Genomic DNA, 15,551 nt, shown 5'->3' on the forward strand with positions numbered 1-15,551 from the left:
GTCTCGTTCAGCGGGTTTCTTGCGCGGCCGCGGCGATCACGACCCAGCGGTTCTTGGCGCTGCTGTCATCGCCTGCGACAGGCTGCGTGTCTTCTTTGGTGTCGGTGCGCAGGCGCAGCACATCCACGCCGCGCCCGATCAGGTAGCTGCGCACCGCGTTGGTCCGCTGCGCGACCAGCTGCATGCGGTCGTCAGCGCTGCCTTGCGCGTCCGAGTGGCTGATGTGGATCACCACCTGCGCCTCGGTCGCCTTGATCTGCGCGGCCAGCGTGTTCAGCGTGTCGTGTGCCTGCGGCTTGATGAAGGACTTGGCGGGCTCGAACAGCGCCTCGGCCTGCAGCACGGTGCGCATCGGCAGCGGCGCCACTTCCGGCGCATCCGCAGCCACCTTCTCTGCCTTGGCAGCCTTGGCCGTGTTCGTCTCCCCCGTCGAAGCGAAGCCCAGATGCGTCTCATCGAACTTGAAGCGCAGCCGCACATAAGCGCCCTTGCTCGTGTACTCGTTGGCCGTCAGGTCGCGGTCGTTCAGGCCCACGAAGTTGTAGCCCGCCGACACCCACATGTTCTTCTGCACCTGGTAGCCCACCTCGACGCCGAAGGTCTTCTGCAGCGCGCCGCCCTTGCCGTACAGCAGGCCGGCCTGCACGCCGAAGTCCCAGTCCTGATTGATGTCCTGCGTGTAGCGCGCCTGCACCAGGTGCGCCCAGTACTTGCTGGCCAGCGTGCCGTCGTCAGCGCGGCTGAGCTTGAAGGCGTAGCGCGCCATCACCGCCTTGCCCGGCTCGGGGTTGTAGTTGACGTGCGCCGAGACGATGTCCGCGCTGGTCTTGCCCGGCAGGCTGGCGCCGTTGTCGGCGCCGAAGACGCTGCTGCCCTGCAGCGCGCCGGCCGCATTGCCCGCGCCCACCACGCGCTCGGAGCGGCGCTCATAGCGCGCCAGCGCGTTCCAGGTGTCGTCGTCCACCGGCCGGTAGGCGATGCCGATCTGGTGGCGCTGCAAGTGGCGCTCGTTGCCCGCGTTGGCGCCCTGGCCTTCGCTGTCGCTCACGATGCTGCGCGCCAGCAGGCTCCAGGACGGATCGAGCTTGAAGCCGAAGCCGGCACTGAACAGGCGCGTGTTCGCGTCGTCGCCGCGGCGCGCTTCATACACGCCGCTGGCCTTGATCCGGTCGGTGATGTATTCGATGCCGCTGGTGATGGCGGTCGATTCGCCCAGCCCACCGGCATAACCCGTGCCGGTGTTCTTGCTGTTGCTGTAGCCGCTCATGTCGCGCGTGTGCTCGATGCCCCCGGTCACGCGGATCTGCTCGTTGACCTTGAAGGTGTTGCGCACCCCAATGGCCGCCTGCACGCCGCGCCCTTCGGCGCCGTCGGCGATGCGGTACTCGTTGTACACGCGACCGCCTTCCATGTAGTTGCTCTCGATGCCGACGATGCCGGTGTTGTTGCGCTGCGTGCTGTCCAGCTCGTAGGGGCCGTTGAGCGTGGAGATCAGCTCGTAGCGGCCGTACACGCGCGTCTTGTCGGTGATGGCGTAGTTGCCGCCGACGGCCAGCACGTGGCGCTTGCCGTCCTTCAGGTCCTGCTCGCCTTCCACGAACACCTGCGCACCGGCCACGCCGGGCACCTCGGTCGACAGGCGCCCGCGCACGGTCGTCTGGCTCTGCGTGTCCACGCCGGCTGCGGCGGCGGCCGCGCCCAGCGTGGTCACGCTGTTGGCGCCGATGCTGCTGCCCATCTGGCCGTTGTAGGTGGAGATCTGGCCGTAGTCGAAGCCCGAGCTCGAACCCAATGCGTTGTTGCTCTGGCCGTGGCGCAGGCCCACCTCGGCGACGGTCTTGTCGCTGAGCTTCTTCTGCACGCTCACCGTGGCGCCCTTGCGCTCGTCGACCTGCGCTGCGTCCTTGCTGTAGAGCACCTCGCCGCGCACGGCCAGGGTCGGGTCGACGCGGTACTCGGCGCGCGCCGAGGCTTCGGTGTGGCCGGCCGAGAAGCTCGCGCCGGGGTTGTCGAAGCCCTTGCTGGTCTTGGCCGCCAGGGCCACCACGGCCAGCTTCTCGTCCTGGTAGCGCGCTTCCACGCGCGCGCCGTGGCCGTTGCCCTTGTCGTCGGAGTCGGTCTTGACCAGCTCGGCCGCCACGCTGGTGTTCTGGCCGATGCGTGCCACGCCCGTGAGCGCCTGCAGGTTGCGCTTGTTCTGCGGGTTCTGGTCGGTGGAGGCCACCACGCCCAACTGCAGGTTCTCGCTGACCTTCACCTGCACGTCGGTGCCGGCCACGGTGAACTTGGGGCCGCCGCTGTCCACTTCGTAGGTGACGCGGATCGACTGCGGGTTCAGGTTCGCGTCGATGGAGGCGATGGCATGCGTGAACAGGATGCGGCGCGTGAGCGGCTCCACCGTGTAGTCCACGAAGCGCGCCACGGCCGTGCGCTGCAGCACGATGTTGGGCTGGTTGCGGTCGCGCACCACGATCTCGATCTGCTCGCTGTTGTCCACGAACTCGCCGTTGCTGGCGCTCAGGTAGTACGGGCCCGAGGTGCCCAGCGCGCGGAACTCCTCCACTTGCTGCGTCTGCGCGGTGCGCGAGACATAGCTGGTGGCGCGCACGTTCTCGTCCTCGTACACGTGCTTCAGGCCCGTGAGCGAACGGTTGCTCTGGCTGAGGTTGCGCACCTCGGTGCTGCTGGCGGTGGTGAAGTCGCCGTACAGCAGGTAGGAGCGGTTCTTGTCGATGCGCACGTAGAGTTTTTGCGTGCTCTGGGCGTCGAAGCCCTTGACCGCGGAGTCGCCGTAGATGGGATAGAACTCGTCGGGACGGATGTCGCGGAACAGGCGGTCCTTGCGCGTCTTGTCGGAGTCGTAGGCGGCCGTGAGCAGGTACTCGCCCTTGACGGTGCCCTTGAAGAAGAAGGCGGCGCGCCCGCTGGCGCGGCTGTGGGTGCCTTCGTCCTTCAGGCCCGAGAGTTCCGCTTCGAAGGCGGCGCCGGCGGGCATGGCGCCCAGAGGCAGCTTGCCGCGCTTGGTGAAGTCGAGCACGCCTTCGACGATGCCCACGCCGATCATGGGGCGCATCTCGGGCAACAGCGCCAGGCGCACTTCCTTGACGAAGGTGCCGGCGCTCACGCGCAGGCGCGCATCGCCCGGTTCGCCCGGGGCATCAACTGGAACTCGGCGGCGCCGCCGTCCATGAAGACCTGCGTACCGGGTTCGGTCGGGTTCAGGTCTTCGGTCGGCCAGCGGCCGCGGTCGGTCTCCAGCGTGAGCTGCGTGCGGGCGGTCACGGGCACGCCGGCCGCGTCGATCAGGCGCACCTTGACGACCACGGGCGTGCGCAGGTCGGCGCGGGCCACTTCGGGCAGGTCGACCTCGATGGCGCCGAGCTTGTCGGGGGCGACGACGGTGATCTCGTCGGCGCTGCCGCGCACGTTGCCGAAGCCGTCGACGGCTTCGAGCTTGAGGGTGTTGGTGCCGGGGCGCAGGGCCACGCCGATGTATTCCCAGGCGGCGATGTTCTTCGATGCCAGCTGCGTCTTCTTGCCGACGCGGCGTTCTTCCAGCGCGGCGCCGTTCACGCTCAGGCGCAACGAGGTGCCGGCCGTGCCCTTGACGCGCACGTTGATCGACTGGCCGGCGACGGTGTCGCGGTCCTTCAAGCCGATGAAGGCCAGGGTGTTGTTCTCCAGCTGGGGCAGCAGGGTCTCGAGTTCGATGGGACTCGGAACTGCCTGGGGCAGCAGCGGGTTGGCGCGCGGCTCGAGCATCGCGCCGCCGGTGCCGATGGGGCGCATGGCCTGCGCGCCGACGCCGGTGGCCGAGCCGCTGGTGGGCGACGACGGCAGGCCCGAGGTGGGCACGCCGTTCAGCGGCGAGAACAGGCTGCCGGTCGGGATCGCGGGCTGCACGCCCAGCGTGCCGCCCATGCTGCCGCCACCGCCGCCGACGAAGCTGCTGGCGTTGGCCGGTGCCACGGGCAGCGCGATCAGCGGCGCCGAGGTGGGCTGCACGGCGCCGGTGCTGCCGCTGGCCAGCGCCTGGCCGGTGGCCGGCAGGCCGCGCACGTCGCCCACGGGAACGACCTTGCCTTCGGGGTCCAGGCGCAGGCGCACCTGCGCTTCGGCCTCGGTGTCGGGGCGCGCGGCAATGGCGGCGCGGCGTGCGGCCACGTCGGCAATGACACTCTTCTCGTCGCAGTTGGTGATGATGAAGTTGGCCTTGTGGAACTCGCCCTTCTTCAGATCGACGAAGCGGCTCTCGGGGGTGCCCGAGTTGCGGTTGTCGAGCACCTCGAGCTTGGCGCCCAGCGGCAGCGTGGTCTGGTCCAGGCGCAGCACGTGGGTCACGGGCTTGAGGCCGTACAGGCTCCACTTGCCTTCGATGTCGGTGACGACGTGGGTTCCGTCTTCCATGTACAGCCGCACGCCGGGCACGCCGATCTCGTCGGCGCCCTCTTGCCTGCCGTCGCGTTGACCATCGCGCTTGCAATCGAGGTACACCTTGCCGAAGGCGAAGGCGTCGTCGGAGAACACGCCGCCTGTCACGCGCACGGTCCAGTTGGCCAGGTTCGACTGGATCGGGCCCGAGGTGGCGCGCGCGCGGTTGATGGCGTCGCCGTTGGTGGGCGCGCCCACGCCGATGCGCACGCGGTAGCGCACCATGGCCGACTGGTCGGGGGCCACCACCAGCGTGGGGTAGTTGAAGATCAATCCCGGGCCGGCGCCGCCGGCGGGGTTGGGCACCACTTGCCCGTTCAGGCGCACGCTGTTGGCCACGTACGCGAAGCCCGGGGGCAGCGTGTCGTTGAAGGTGACGCCGGTGACGGGGAAGCCGGTCTTGTTGGTGACGGTGAGCGCGTAGTCGATGAAGTCGCCGAACTCGACCTGGCGCTTGCTGCCGTCCTTGCGCAGCACCAGGCCCAGGATGTTGCCCGGATCGAGCGGGATGTGGTTGTGCACGGCGTCGCACGGCGTGCCATCGGGCTTGGCTCCGGCCTGCACCTGGAAGTAATAGCTGGTCGGGTCCGCGTCCTTCGGGGGCACGGCGCTGGGCACGACGGCGCCGCAGCTGGTGAAGGAGCCACCGGTGACGGGGATGAGCTGCGAGGGATACACGTAGCCGCTGCCGGCCGGCGGGGTCACGGACAGCGCGTACGTGCACAGGCCCGTCACCGGCGGCGTCTGCAGGTAGAACTGGTAGGCGCCGTCGGCGCCCGTGGTCATCGAGATGCTGCCGTTGGGGTTGAGCGTGTAGGTGCCCGAGTCGGCGCCGTAGATCTCGGCCGCGGTGATCGGGCCGGCCGTGCCGCTGCTGCACGACTGGCGCGTGTAGGTGACCAGCGCGCCGGCCACAGGTTGACGGGTCAATGCGTTGTAGACCGTGCCCTGCGGATCGACCAGCAGTGCCTGCACCGAGGTGGCGGTGGCCGCCAGCAGCATGGTGGGCGTGACGTTGACGGTGTTCTGCTCGAAGGCGGCGGCCCAGGCCTTGTTGGTGAGCGACACGCGCCCGCCGATGGCCGATGCCTTCTCGGTGATGCGCACGCTCAGGCGGATCTGCTCGCTCTGGCCCGGGGCCAGCGCGCGGGCGCCATCGGTCAGGCTCAGCGCCACTTCGGTGGGCAGCTGGAAGGGGTCGGCGCTGTCTTGCGTGCTGCGGTTGCAGGTGGCGCGGCCGGTGAAGCCGGTGGCGGCGTTGAGGTTGCCGTTGGCGGCCTTGGGCGGGCCCAGCAGTTCCCACGAGGCGACCTGACCGCTCGACTTGTCCATGTCGAAGGTGCAGTTCAGGTTGTCGATCACGCGCACGTTGGGCGCGGCGACGGCGCCGGTGTTGGTGACCTTGAAGGTGTAGTCCAGCTCGTAGACGCCGGGCGACACGCGCCGCGCCATGGAGGCCTGCTTGGTCAGCGTGAGCGTGGGCAGCTGGGTCGACACCGGCGTGGGCGAGGTGTCGTTGTTGGGGTTGCCGTCGCCGTCGGCGTCGGGGTTGTCGCCGTTGACGGAGTCGTCCAGGGCCACCGCGGGGCCGCCGGCATTGAGGGCACCCGAAGCCTTGACGGTGTTGAACAAGGTGCCGGTGCGACCGGTGAAGTTGATGCGGGCATCGAACTGCACCGTCAGTTGTGCGCCCACGGGCAGCACGGCGCCGTCGGCCAGCAGGTTCGAGGCGGCGGCGGTGCCCTTGAAGGCGGGGTTCGGCGCGGCGACGGTACCGCCGCTGGGTGCGGGCGCGATCACGATCGAGCCGGGCACGATGGTGTACTGGTTCGCGCCGGGCACGGCGGCTGCCGTGTAGCTGCCGAACTGCGTGGCGCCCGCGCCTTCCATCACGTCGGCGGCCTGCACGCCATACAGCCATGACGTGCCGTAGTTGCGCACGTTGACGCTGAAGCGCACGGTGGCGGTGCCGTCGGTCTTGCCGTCGGTGCCGCGGTTCACACGCGGGGTGGACGCGGCCTTGGCCACGCCGATGCGCGCCTGGGTGGAACTGATGACGATGGTGTTCGAGGGCACGGTGGCCGGGCCCGTGCCGTCGTTGTACTGGCTGTGCGCGGTGTTGCGGATCTCGCCCACCTGGTCGGCGTTGACCTTGACGGCGAACTGCATCGCGATGGACACGTTGCGCGCCACGGGCGTGGAGATGCCGATGGCCACTTCGACGGCCGAGGCGTCTTCGGCGGTGCGGTAGCTGAACGCCGGATCGTTGGCCAGGCGGTACAGCTTGACGGCGTTGGCGGCGGTGGTGCGCAAGGTGCCGGGCACGTACTGGGTGCCGGCGGGCACGGGGTCGCGCACGAGGACCAATGCGGAGGGCGCGCCGTTCACGAGCAGCGGCGTGTTGGTGGGCGCGATGACGTTGGACGGCTGCGCGTCCTGCGCGCCGATGTTGGTGCCCGAGACCGAGAAGTCGATGCGCGTCTGGCCGGGGATGACGTTGCCGGGGTAGCTGGCCGACTTGACCAGCTGCAGCGCGGCGGCGTTGCCGACGGTGACGGTGTCGCGGTTGATCGCGGTGAGGCCTTGCAGCGCGGTGGTGGCCGTCAGGCCCACGCAGGCCACGCCCGTCGCGGCCGTGGGGATCGTGCCCTGCACCAGCAGTGCAGCGGTCTCGCCGGGCTTCAAAGCAATGGCACCCGCCGCGTTGAGTTGCACCACCGGGTCGGCCGCATCGACCACGCCGTTGTTGTTGGTATCGCGCACCACGCGCAAGGCGGACAGATCGAGCGTGTCGGCCGCGCAGCCGCCGGCGTTGTTGGCCAGTGCCAGCGTGTAGGTGGAGGCGACGTTGCCGGTGTTGGTGAGCAGGTGGCTCAGCGTGACGATGCTCGCGGGCGGGCGCGACAGCGACTGGTCCTGCGTGAGCACCAGCGCTTCCACGGGCAGCACCGTGGCGATCACTTCGTTGGACGAGATGGTCTCGGTCTGCGCCAGGCCGTTGGGCACGTAGGTGCCCGTGGCGATGCTGCGGATCACGATGCCGGCCGGGGCCGGTGCGGCGTTCGCTTCCTGCACGGCACCACCCAGCAGCAGCGCCGCGCCAGCGGCGAGCGCGGCAGCCCATCCGCGCCACGATGGCCGGTGTGTGCTCCTGGGATTGAAAGTGAACAGCATGCCGCGAACCCTTGATCGATCACCGCGTGGGGATCAGAAGAAACGAAAGAACTTTTTCGTTTGCGCCCTCGCCTCGACAGAGGAAGAGAAGGCGCAAAGGAAAAACGCACAGGCTTTCGCATGCCCTGTGCGAGGGAGCCGACGGGCTTGCGCTCGTCGGCTCCGCTTCACTCAGGTGAAGCTCAGTTGTTGACCTTCACGGAGAACAGCAACGTGGCGGTGCCGCCAGGTGCCACGGTGTTGGCTGCGCTGCCGCAAGCCACCGTCGTCGCGGTCGAGGTGTAGTTCGCTGCCACGAAGGCGGGCGTCACACCGGTCGACGTGCACCGCGTGAGCACCGGCGGCTGCGTCGCACCCGTGAAGGTGGTGTAGGCCGGCACGGCGTCGTTGATCGACATGTTGGTCACCGGAGCGGAGCCTTCATTGGTCGCGACGACGCGGTACACGAGGCACTCACCCGGCTTGGCGACCAGCGGGGCCGACGAGGACGGGACCTCGGTGCCATCGCAGTTCACGTCCAGCGCCTGCGTCTTCACGAGGCGCATCTGGCCCGTGATGACCGTGGTGATGTCGGTGGCCGTCGGCGAGCCGCAGGCTGCGACGTCAGGGAAGGTCACCGTCACCGTGGCGGTGTCGGTGGCGCCTGCCGTGGCGCCGCCAGGTGCGAACACCTTGACGAGCAGCTTCTGGGTCTTTCCGCTGTCCAGCGCGGTGCCGGTGGCCGGTGCGGTCGGCGTGACCGTGCCGTTCGTCACCAGCGTGTCGCCGCCGTCGATCTGGCCGTCGCCGTTCACGTCGACGTACAGCGCCGTGGTCCAGCCCGCCGTCACGTCGGCTGCGGGCAGCGTGGCCGTGACGTTGTACTTGGTACCGCAGCTTTGCGCGCCGGTGATGGTCACCGTGTGGGCATACACCACCGAGCCGCCGGGAGCGACCTGGCCGTTGTTGTTCGGCGTGAGGGTCGCGCCGAAGGTGTTGGCCGTGGTCACGGTCACTGCGTCCATCTTGGTGTCGATCGCCACCACGCCCGTGGAGGTCGCGATGGTGGAACGCACCTGGAAGTAGATCGCCTGGCCGGTGACCGGCGTCTGCGAGGCAGGCGGCGTCACGCAGGCATCGACCGGCGCTTGCGCGTTGCCGGCGACAGCCAAGGTGGTGACCGCTGCGCCCGTGCAGGTCGTACCTGCCGCCACGAACTTGACGGTCCAGCCCGCAGGCAGGCTGCCCGGGAAGCTGTTGCTCTGGCTGGCCGCCAGGCTGTAGGTGTTGGCCGTCGAGTCGTTGTTCTTCACGAACAGCGTGAAGATCGTACCCGTGCCCGCAGGCGTCGAGTTCACGGTCGTCGGCTGTGCGCTCGGACCGGTGCCCAGGTCACCCTTGAGCGCGTCGTTGCTACCGCCGGTGGTGTTGGTCAGGTCGACCAGCACACCCGTCACGTTCGTCAGCGTGTCGCGCGTCGATTCCGTCTTCGTGTTGTCGCCCGTCGAGGTACCGGTGACGATCGCCGTGCCGCCCGTGCCCGGCGCTGCCGAGGCCGGCAGCGTGGCCGCCAGCACGAACTGAACGCTGCCATTGGCCGCGATCGGACCGGTGTCGGGCACGCCGTCGCTGTTGTTGTCGATCAACGGCGTGACGCCGTCGGCGGCAAAGAACTTGAAGGTCGTGCCGGCCGGGAACGTGCTGCCCGCAGCCACCGTGAGGTTCACGACGTCCGTGGCATTGCCGGTGTTGAACGCGGTCTGCTTGAACTTCACCGTGGTGCCGGCCCCTGCACTGGCGACGGTCGTGGTGTCGGCCACGCTCGTGTTGGGGTTGCCCGCACCGGTGTCCTTCGAGGCCGTCGGGCTGGCGATGGCGTCAGCCGAACCCAGGATGATGCTGAAGGTGCCGATGACGTTGTAGCTCGCCGGGTTGGTCGGCGAACCCGTCGTGCCAGGGGTCGTGGAGGTCGCACCCGGTGCGTCGACAGGGTTGTACTTGGCCGTGTTGGTCGTGGTCGACGTGCCGATGGCCGCCGTATCGTTGACCATCACCACGAAGCTCACCGTCTGCGTGACGTTCGGCTGCAGCGTGTTCACGACGACGGTCAGGTCGTTTCCAGCGGCGCTGAAATCGATCCCGGCCGCGTCGCCCGCTGCCGCATCCGTGAGCGCGACGCCAGGGGCGTTGCTCCAGACCGCGGAACCGGGGACGTACGTGAAGCCAGCAGGCAGCGTGTCCGTCAAGGCGAACCGGCCAGCCGCACCACCCGTGTTGTTGAACTTCAACGTGTAGGTGGTGTAGACGCAGCCTGTGGCCGGCGTGGTCGCGCCCGCCACGGTGGCAGCGCAACCGGCGACCGAGCGCGGACCGCTGGTCGATGCCGCGGGCCAGGTGCCGCCGTTGGCGGACCAGGCGACCGACGGAACGCTCAGGCTCTTGGTGGCGTTGAAGGCCGCCTTGTCCGTGAGGTTCACGTTGTCGACGTCGGCTGCCGTCAGGTTGGCAGGCGCGTACAGCGCCGGCGTACCTGCGGTGGCCGTGATGGTCGCGGCCACCGGCGAGGTGAACGTGCCCGATGAAGCGGTGCTCGGGATCGAGTACGCGACGACGAACGGGAACGTGCCGTTGTTGCCTGCCACGGTCTGGGCCGGGACATTACAGACAGCACCCGGAACCACCGAGCACAGCGCGGTCGTGCTGTCGGGCACGCCGTCGGCATTCGCATCGGCGAACACTTCGACCTTGGTGAAGCCGTTCGGGCTGGCCGGCGCGGTCACGGTGAACGTGAAGGTGTCGGAGCCGTTACCCGTGTTGGTCAGCACGTGAGGCGCGTACACGGTCGTGCCCGCGGCGCCGGTCTTCGTGTTGACCACGTTGGTCGTCACGGTGGTGTAGGTGTCCAGGTTGAACGAGCCGACCTGCTGCACCGTCGTCTGCACGAGGTTGGAGGTGGCCAGTTGGCTGGCGCCGTTCGGGTCCAGGTAGGTGGCCGAAGCCTGGTTACCGATGATGGTGTTGGCGGGTGGAGCCGCAGCGAGTGCGCCGGAACTTCCAAAAAGGAAGCTCAGCGTCAGGGCTGCTGCGCCCGCCCAGAGCGCGCGCGGCGCGGGGCCGGTGCGACGGGCAGACAAGGTAGGGATCACTTGGGTTTCTCCTCGGGGGTTGGGGTCAAAAAAGGTCAAAAAAAGGACGAACTCACCCCGGCCGGGGATTTCCGCGAACGGAAACCGGCAATGGAAAAACCAGCGGGGTTTTGAAAAAGAGAGAACCGACCGTCAGGGCGACTCAGCACCGCCGACGGTCGTCGTCAGCGCGGGAAGCTCAGGGCGTGCTGCGCGCAACCTTCTGCGCGTCGGCACCGGCGGCCACCGGCGCGGGCGGCACCACCACTTCGACCTTGGCGCGCGCGGTCACCGCGGCCGAGCCGTTGGCGGGCAGCTGGCCCAGCGTCCAGCGCAGCGAGCGGTACTCGTTGTAGGGAACCGGCTCCGACTTGCCGTTGACGACGCGCGCCAGCGGCTCGGCGGCAAAGGCGCCGTCCTTGGTCGCGGCCTTGACCAGCGTCGCGCCGGGCTTGGCGGTCTTGGGCAGGTACTCCAGGCCTTCGGGGATCGGCAGGTTGGCCACCAGGCCGGTGACGGCCTTGCCCGTGTGGTTGGTGTAGGTGGCCGTGTACTCGAGCACGTCGCCCGGCTTGACCGAATCGGCCGCCACCAACTGCTCCTTGCCCTGCGCGTCCTTGACCACCTTGGCCTGCGTCAGCACGACCGCGACGGCCTTCTTCTGCGCGGCCTCGGTGGGCGCGGGCGCGGCCTTCGTGCCCTGCGCGGCGGCCATGCCGCCCAGCCCCAGGGTCATGGCCACGCCGAGCCCCAGGCCGAGGCGAACGGTCAGCCGGACCACCGGCGACATGAATGAATTCACTTGAGACGAACTTCCGATAGACATAGACAACTCCTAAAAAACAACTTCAAAGCCAGACCGAGGCAACACGAAGATCAAACCGACTTGACCTGTGGCCTCGCGAATTGGCGTCGAAGCCATTTCCCAGCCACTTGCAGCACACCACTGACACACCGGCATCGGCGGCGACCGCCTCCGATGCCCACTCTCGGCCTCACGCCAGCACACCCTTTTCGAGCCGCTTCCATGAGCCATTTACCACGTTCATATTATTTTCTGAATGTTTACAAAAACAATCGAACGTCCGCGATCCGCCACCTGCAATGGCCGAGGGTTCCGTGAAAATGTCACGAGAGGCCCTCCAAAGTTAACAACTGTGAATACAGATGTAATCTGGACGTCTGCTTAGATTGTGAATAAACCTGCAATTGGAGTGTGATCAATTTCACAAGCGGATCGCCTCCAAGTTGTTGATGTGTTTGAATAATTTCACTTCCACATCAGCCCGCCGCCTCACGATCACCCAGTGTTTCAAGGGAGAAACGAGGCCCTTCGAGCGGCTTCGGACTGGCCCTCGGGGCCACTTCGAAACTAAATTTACAAATTCACAGACTGTGTAATCAGGCGCCGTGAATTTCAGATCCTGCATGCGCGACCTGTCCCCCAATGGTTTCAATCACGGGCTTCGTGAAATACGGCTTGATAGATTTTTCAAAATCCAATTCCATTCAAACAGGCACGGCTGCGCCATTGGCATGAATTCAATTCAAGCCAATCCCGGCCGGCTCACTTCACCGGAATTCATTCATTGATCTGTCGACGCCCGGCCTCAATTCGGAGGCGAATGGGCGGGCGTCTTTTTTCAAGGCGACCTTGCGTCACCCCTTCGGACGCCGCGGGCGCTGCCCGCGAAAACTCACTTGCCGTGCCGGTTGTGCGCGCGCTCCAGCGTGTACCCCACGCCGTAGAGCGAGCGCACGCGGAACTCGCCCGCCACGATCGATGCCAGCTTCTTGCGCACGCGCGACACCAGCGCATCGAGCGAGCGGCTGGCGCCCATCTCGCCATTGCAACGGGGCCCCTGGGGCAGTTGCTGCCGCGACACGGGCGTGTCGAGGTGGCGCACCAGCACCCGGGCGATCTCGAACTCGCTCGGCGTCATGATGGCTTCGCGGCTCGCGTACTCGACCGCGAGGCGGCTGCGCACGAGCTGGAAACCGTACAGGCCGTGCGGCTTCGCGTTCCGGCGCAGCGATTTCCTGCCGCACAGCGTCGACACGCGCGCCACGACCTCTTCCGCGTTCCAGGGGCTCACCAGGAAATCATCGACGTCGAACACCGACACGCGGGGCGTTTCCAGCACGCCGCGCGACCGGGTCAGCACGACCACCGGCGCCGTGGCCGCACGGCTGGCGCCGATGCCGAACAGGATTTCCGGCAGCGCGCCCTCCATCGTCTCGCCCATCAGCAGGAAGAGCCCGACGCCGGGCATCGAGGCGGCCTCCAGCAGGTCTTCCTCGTTGACCACGCACAAGGGGCTGAAGCCGGCGTCCTTCAACCGGCCTCGCAGCCAGTCGATCTCTTCGCCGGAGTCCGTCAGCACCACCACACGACCGTTTTTCTGTTCCACCCTGTCCACCATCGCTTCCCTTTTCATCGCTCCCCGCATGCCTCTCACAATGGAGTGGAATGTATTAACGTTTATGTACAGTCGATAGGGAAAAGTGCCGATATTGACCAACGGAAACAGGTAGCCCTGTTCTTTTGTCATCGTGTGCAAACAAACTCACACTAATGGGGCGTCACCCCCTCGACACGGGCGGATGGAATCCCGGATCAGCCTTCCATTCCGCGAAGGCCGATCGCTCATGAACCCCTCTGGGAAGTGGCCTCGGACGCAGGGGCCGCCTTGCGCGCGGACAGCCTTTCGAGCAGCCCGACGAGCCAGCACATCGGGCAGCCGCGCAGCAGCAGCAAGGCGCCGATGACGGCGGGCGGCGCGATCCAGGGATGGGCGGACGACAGCAGCACCGCCAGAACGATGAGCGCCAGGGCACCCGCGCCGCGAAGCAGATGCCAGGTGATGGAAACGGGACACATATGCAGGGCTCCTTGAAGAGGGACACCTGCAAGAGAGGCGGCGAAACGCCGAAACGGTTCGCGGCCCCCCTCCTCACCCCCCGGCCGGCTCGAGCACGAACGCGAAGTCCAGCGTGTGGAACGGCCCGGCCTGCACGCTGCCGTCGGGCGCGCGGCCCGGCGCATGCGCCGCGAAGTCGCCGATGAGCGAGCTGCGCACGCCGAACACCGCGTCACTGTCGAGGTACGGATCGCCCTCGCGAAAGACGTGCGTGATCAGCGTTTCGTAGCCCGGCGCCTGCACCATGAAGTGCACATGCGCGGGCCGCCACGGATGGCGCCGGGTCGCGCGCAGCATGGCGCCCACCGGCCCGTCGGTGGGAATCGGATAGGCCACCGGCGCCACGCCGCGAAACCACAACCGCCCTTGCGCGTCGGTGCGCAGCACCGCCCGCCCCAGCATGGGGCCGCCGGGCCGCTGCACGTCGTAGAAGCCTTCGGCATCGGCCTCCCACACATCGACCACCGCACCGGCCACGGGCTCGCCGTCGCGCCCGCGCACGGTGGCCTGCACGAACAGCGGCTCGCCCACGGCGCCGGCCGCGATGTCGCTGCCCAGCGGCAGCTGCGGCGCGCCGGCCACGTGGAAGGGGCCGAACACGGTGGCCTCGGTGGCCTGCGGGCTCTTGGCGTGGTTCATGGCCACGGTGAGCATCGACAGGCCCAGGGTGTCCGACAGCAGGATGAATTCCTGGCGCTGCGCGTCGCACTTCTGGCCCGTGGCGGTGAGGAAGTCGATGCCCGCGGCCCATTCGGCCTCGGTGAGCCGCACCTCGCGCGCGAAGTCGTGCAGGTGGCGCACCAGCGCCGACAGCACTTCCTTCAGCCGCGCGTCCTCGCAGCCGGCCATGCGCTCGAGCACGGCGGCGGTGATGGTGTGTTCATCGATGTTGCGCATGGGCGTCGGGCTCCAGGGGGGAAGAAGGCGCGTGCGCCGCCGCCAGGCGCCGCTGCGTCGGGAACAGGGACCAGGCCCAGCGCTGCTGCGCCCAGCCCCACAGCCCCTGCTTGAAGAAGATCGTGGCCACGATGGCCAGCAGCCCGAGCCCGAGCAGGTACCAGGTGCCGTAGTCGCTCAGGAACTTGTTCAGCGCCCAGAACACCAGCGCGCCCACCAGCGGCCCCTCGATGCGGCCGATGCCGCCGATCACGACCATGAAGATCGCGAAGGCGGTCCAGTTCGGCGCGAAGGCCGCGTCGGGGCTGATACGCAGGTTGCCCACGAAGTACAGCGCGCCCGCCAGCCCGGCGCCGAAGGCCGCCACCACGTACACCGCGAGCTTCATGCGCGCCACCGGGATGCCCTGCGATTCGGCGGCCATCTCGTTGTCGCGGATCGCCAGCAGCGCCAGCCCGAAGCGGCTGCGCAAGAACAGGTAGACCAGCGACACCGCCGCCACCACGCAGCCCAGCGCCATCCAGTAGGTGACGCTCTCGCGCGTGGCGCGCTCGATGCCGCGCAGCGCCGTGAGCGTGGTGCCCGAGCCGCCGCCCACCGCCGACACGTTGGCGAAGCTGAGCCGGAACACCTCGGCGATCACCCAGGTGCCGATGGCGAAGTAGCCGCCCGACAGCCGGAACGCCACGAAGGACACCGGCACCGCGATCAGCGCGGCGGCCAGTGCCCCGAGCGGAATCGCCACGAACGGATTCACGCCCGCGAAGTTGCCCAGCATCAGCATCACGTAGCCGCCGAAGCCGAAGAAGGCCTGCTGCCCGATGCTGACCATGCCGCCGTAGCCGGCCAGCAGGTTCCACATCATCGCGAAGATGAAGTAGCAGGCGATCTCGACGAACTCGCGCATCCAGCTGGGCTCGCCCCAGAAGGGCAGCGTGGCGGCCACCGCCACCAGCGCGGCGGCGGTCCAGCCCGCGCGGCGGCTGCTGCCGGTGTCGATGGTGACGACGACGGAGGCCATGGC

At 68.0% G+C, this 15,551-nt stretch carries 8 protein-coding genes; all 8 read right to left on the minus strand.

Annotated elements, in window-relative coordinates:
* Positions 1–7: 7 nt before the first annotated feature.
* A complete protein-coding gene (locus FFI97_RS33940) occupies positions 8–3,124 on the minus strand; it encodes an OmpA family protein (RefSeq protein WP_260684986.1) in 3,117 nt (1,038 codons plus the stop codon).
* On the minus strand, positions 3,121–7,605 hold the full coding sequence (locus tag FFI97_RS33945; protein WP_260684987.1) for a DUF11 domain-containing protein: 4,485 nt from the start codon (positions 7,603–7,605) through the stop codon (positions 3,121–3,123). Before FFI97_RS33945 ends, FFI97_RS33940 begins: the two co-directional genes overlap by 4 nt.
* Before the next feature lie 182 nt (positions 7,606–7,787).
* Entirely contained in the window at positions 7,788–10,718 is a 2,931-nt protein-coding gene (locus FFI97_RS12875) for a hypothetical protein (protein WP_260684988.1), read from the minus strand.
* 190 nt (positions 10,719–10,908) lie between these two features.
* Positions 10,909–11,499 (minus strand): DUF11 domain-containing protein, encoded by a 591-nt coding sequence (locus FFI97_RS12880; protein ID WP_139703662.1) that lies wholly within the window; start codon positions 11,497–11,499, stop codon positions 10,909–10,911.
* A 907-nt stretch (positions 11,500–12,406) separates the two neighbouring features.
* On the minus strand, positions 12,407–13,120 hold the full coding sequence (locus FFI97_RS12885; RefSeq protein ID WP_139703660.1) for a response regulator transcription factor: 714 nt from the start codon (positions 13,118–13,120) through the stop codon (positions 12,407–12,409).
* A 236-nt stretch (positions 13,121–13,356) separates the two neighbouring features.
* Positions 13,357–13,590, minus strand: a complete 234-nt coding sequence (locus FFI97_RS12890) for a hypothetical protein (RefSeq protein WP_139703658.1) — start codon at positions 13,588–13,590, stop codon at positions 13,357–13,359.
* Between the two features lie 73 nt (positions 13,591–13,663).
* Positions 13,664–14,527, minus strand: a complete 864-nt coding sequence (locus tag FFI97_RS12895) for an intradiol ring-cleavage dioxygenase (protein WP_139703656.1) — start codon at positions 14,525–14,527, stop codon at positions 13,664–13,666.
* A complete protein-coding gene (locus tag FFI97_RS12900) occupies positions 14,511–15,548 on the minus strand; it encodes a branched-chain amino acid ABC transporter permease (protein WP_139703653.1) in 1,038 nt (345 codons plus the stop codon). The genes FFI97_RS12895 and FFI97_RS12900 overlap by 17 nt, the downstream gene beginning before the upstream one ends.
* Positions 15,549–15,551: the final 3 nt, after the last annotated feature.

Origin of the sequence: Variovorax sp. KBS0712, from assembly GCF_006323185.2 — a bacterium.
Taxonomy (GTDB): Bacteria; Pseudomonadota; Gammaproteobacteria; order Burkholderiales; family Burkholderiaceae_C; genus Variovorax; species Variovorax boronicumulans.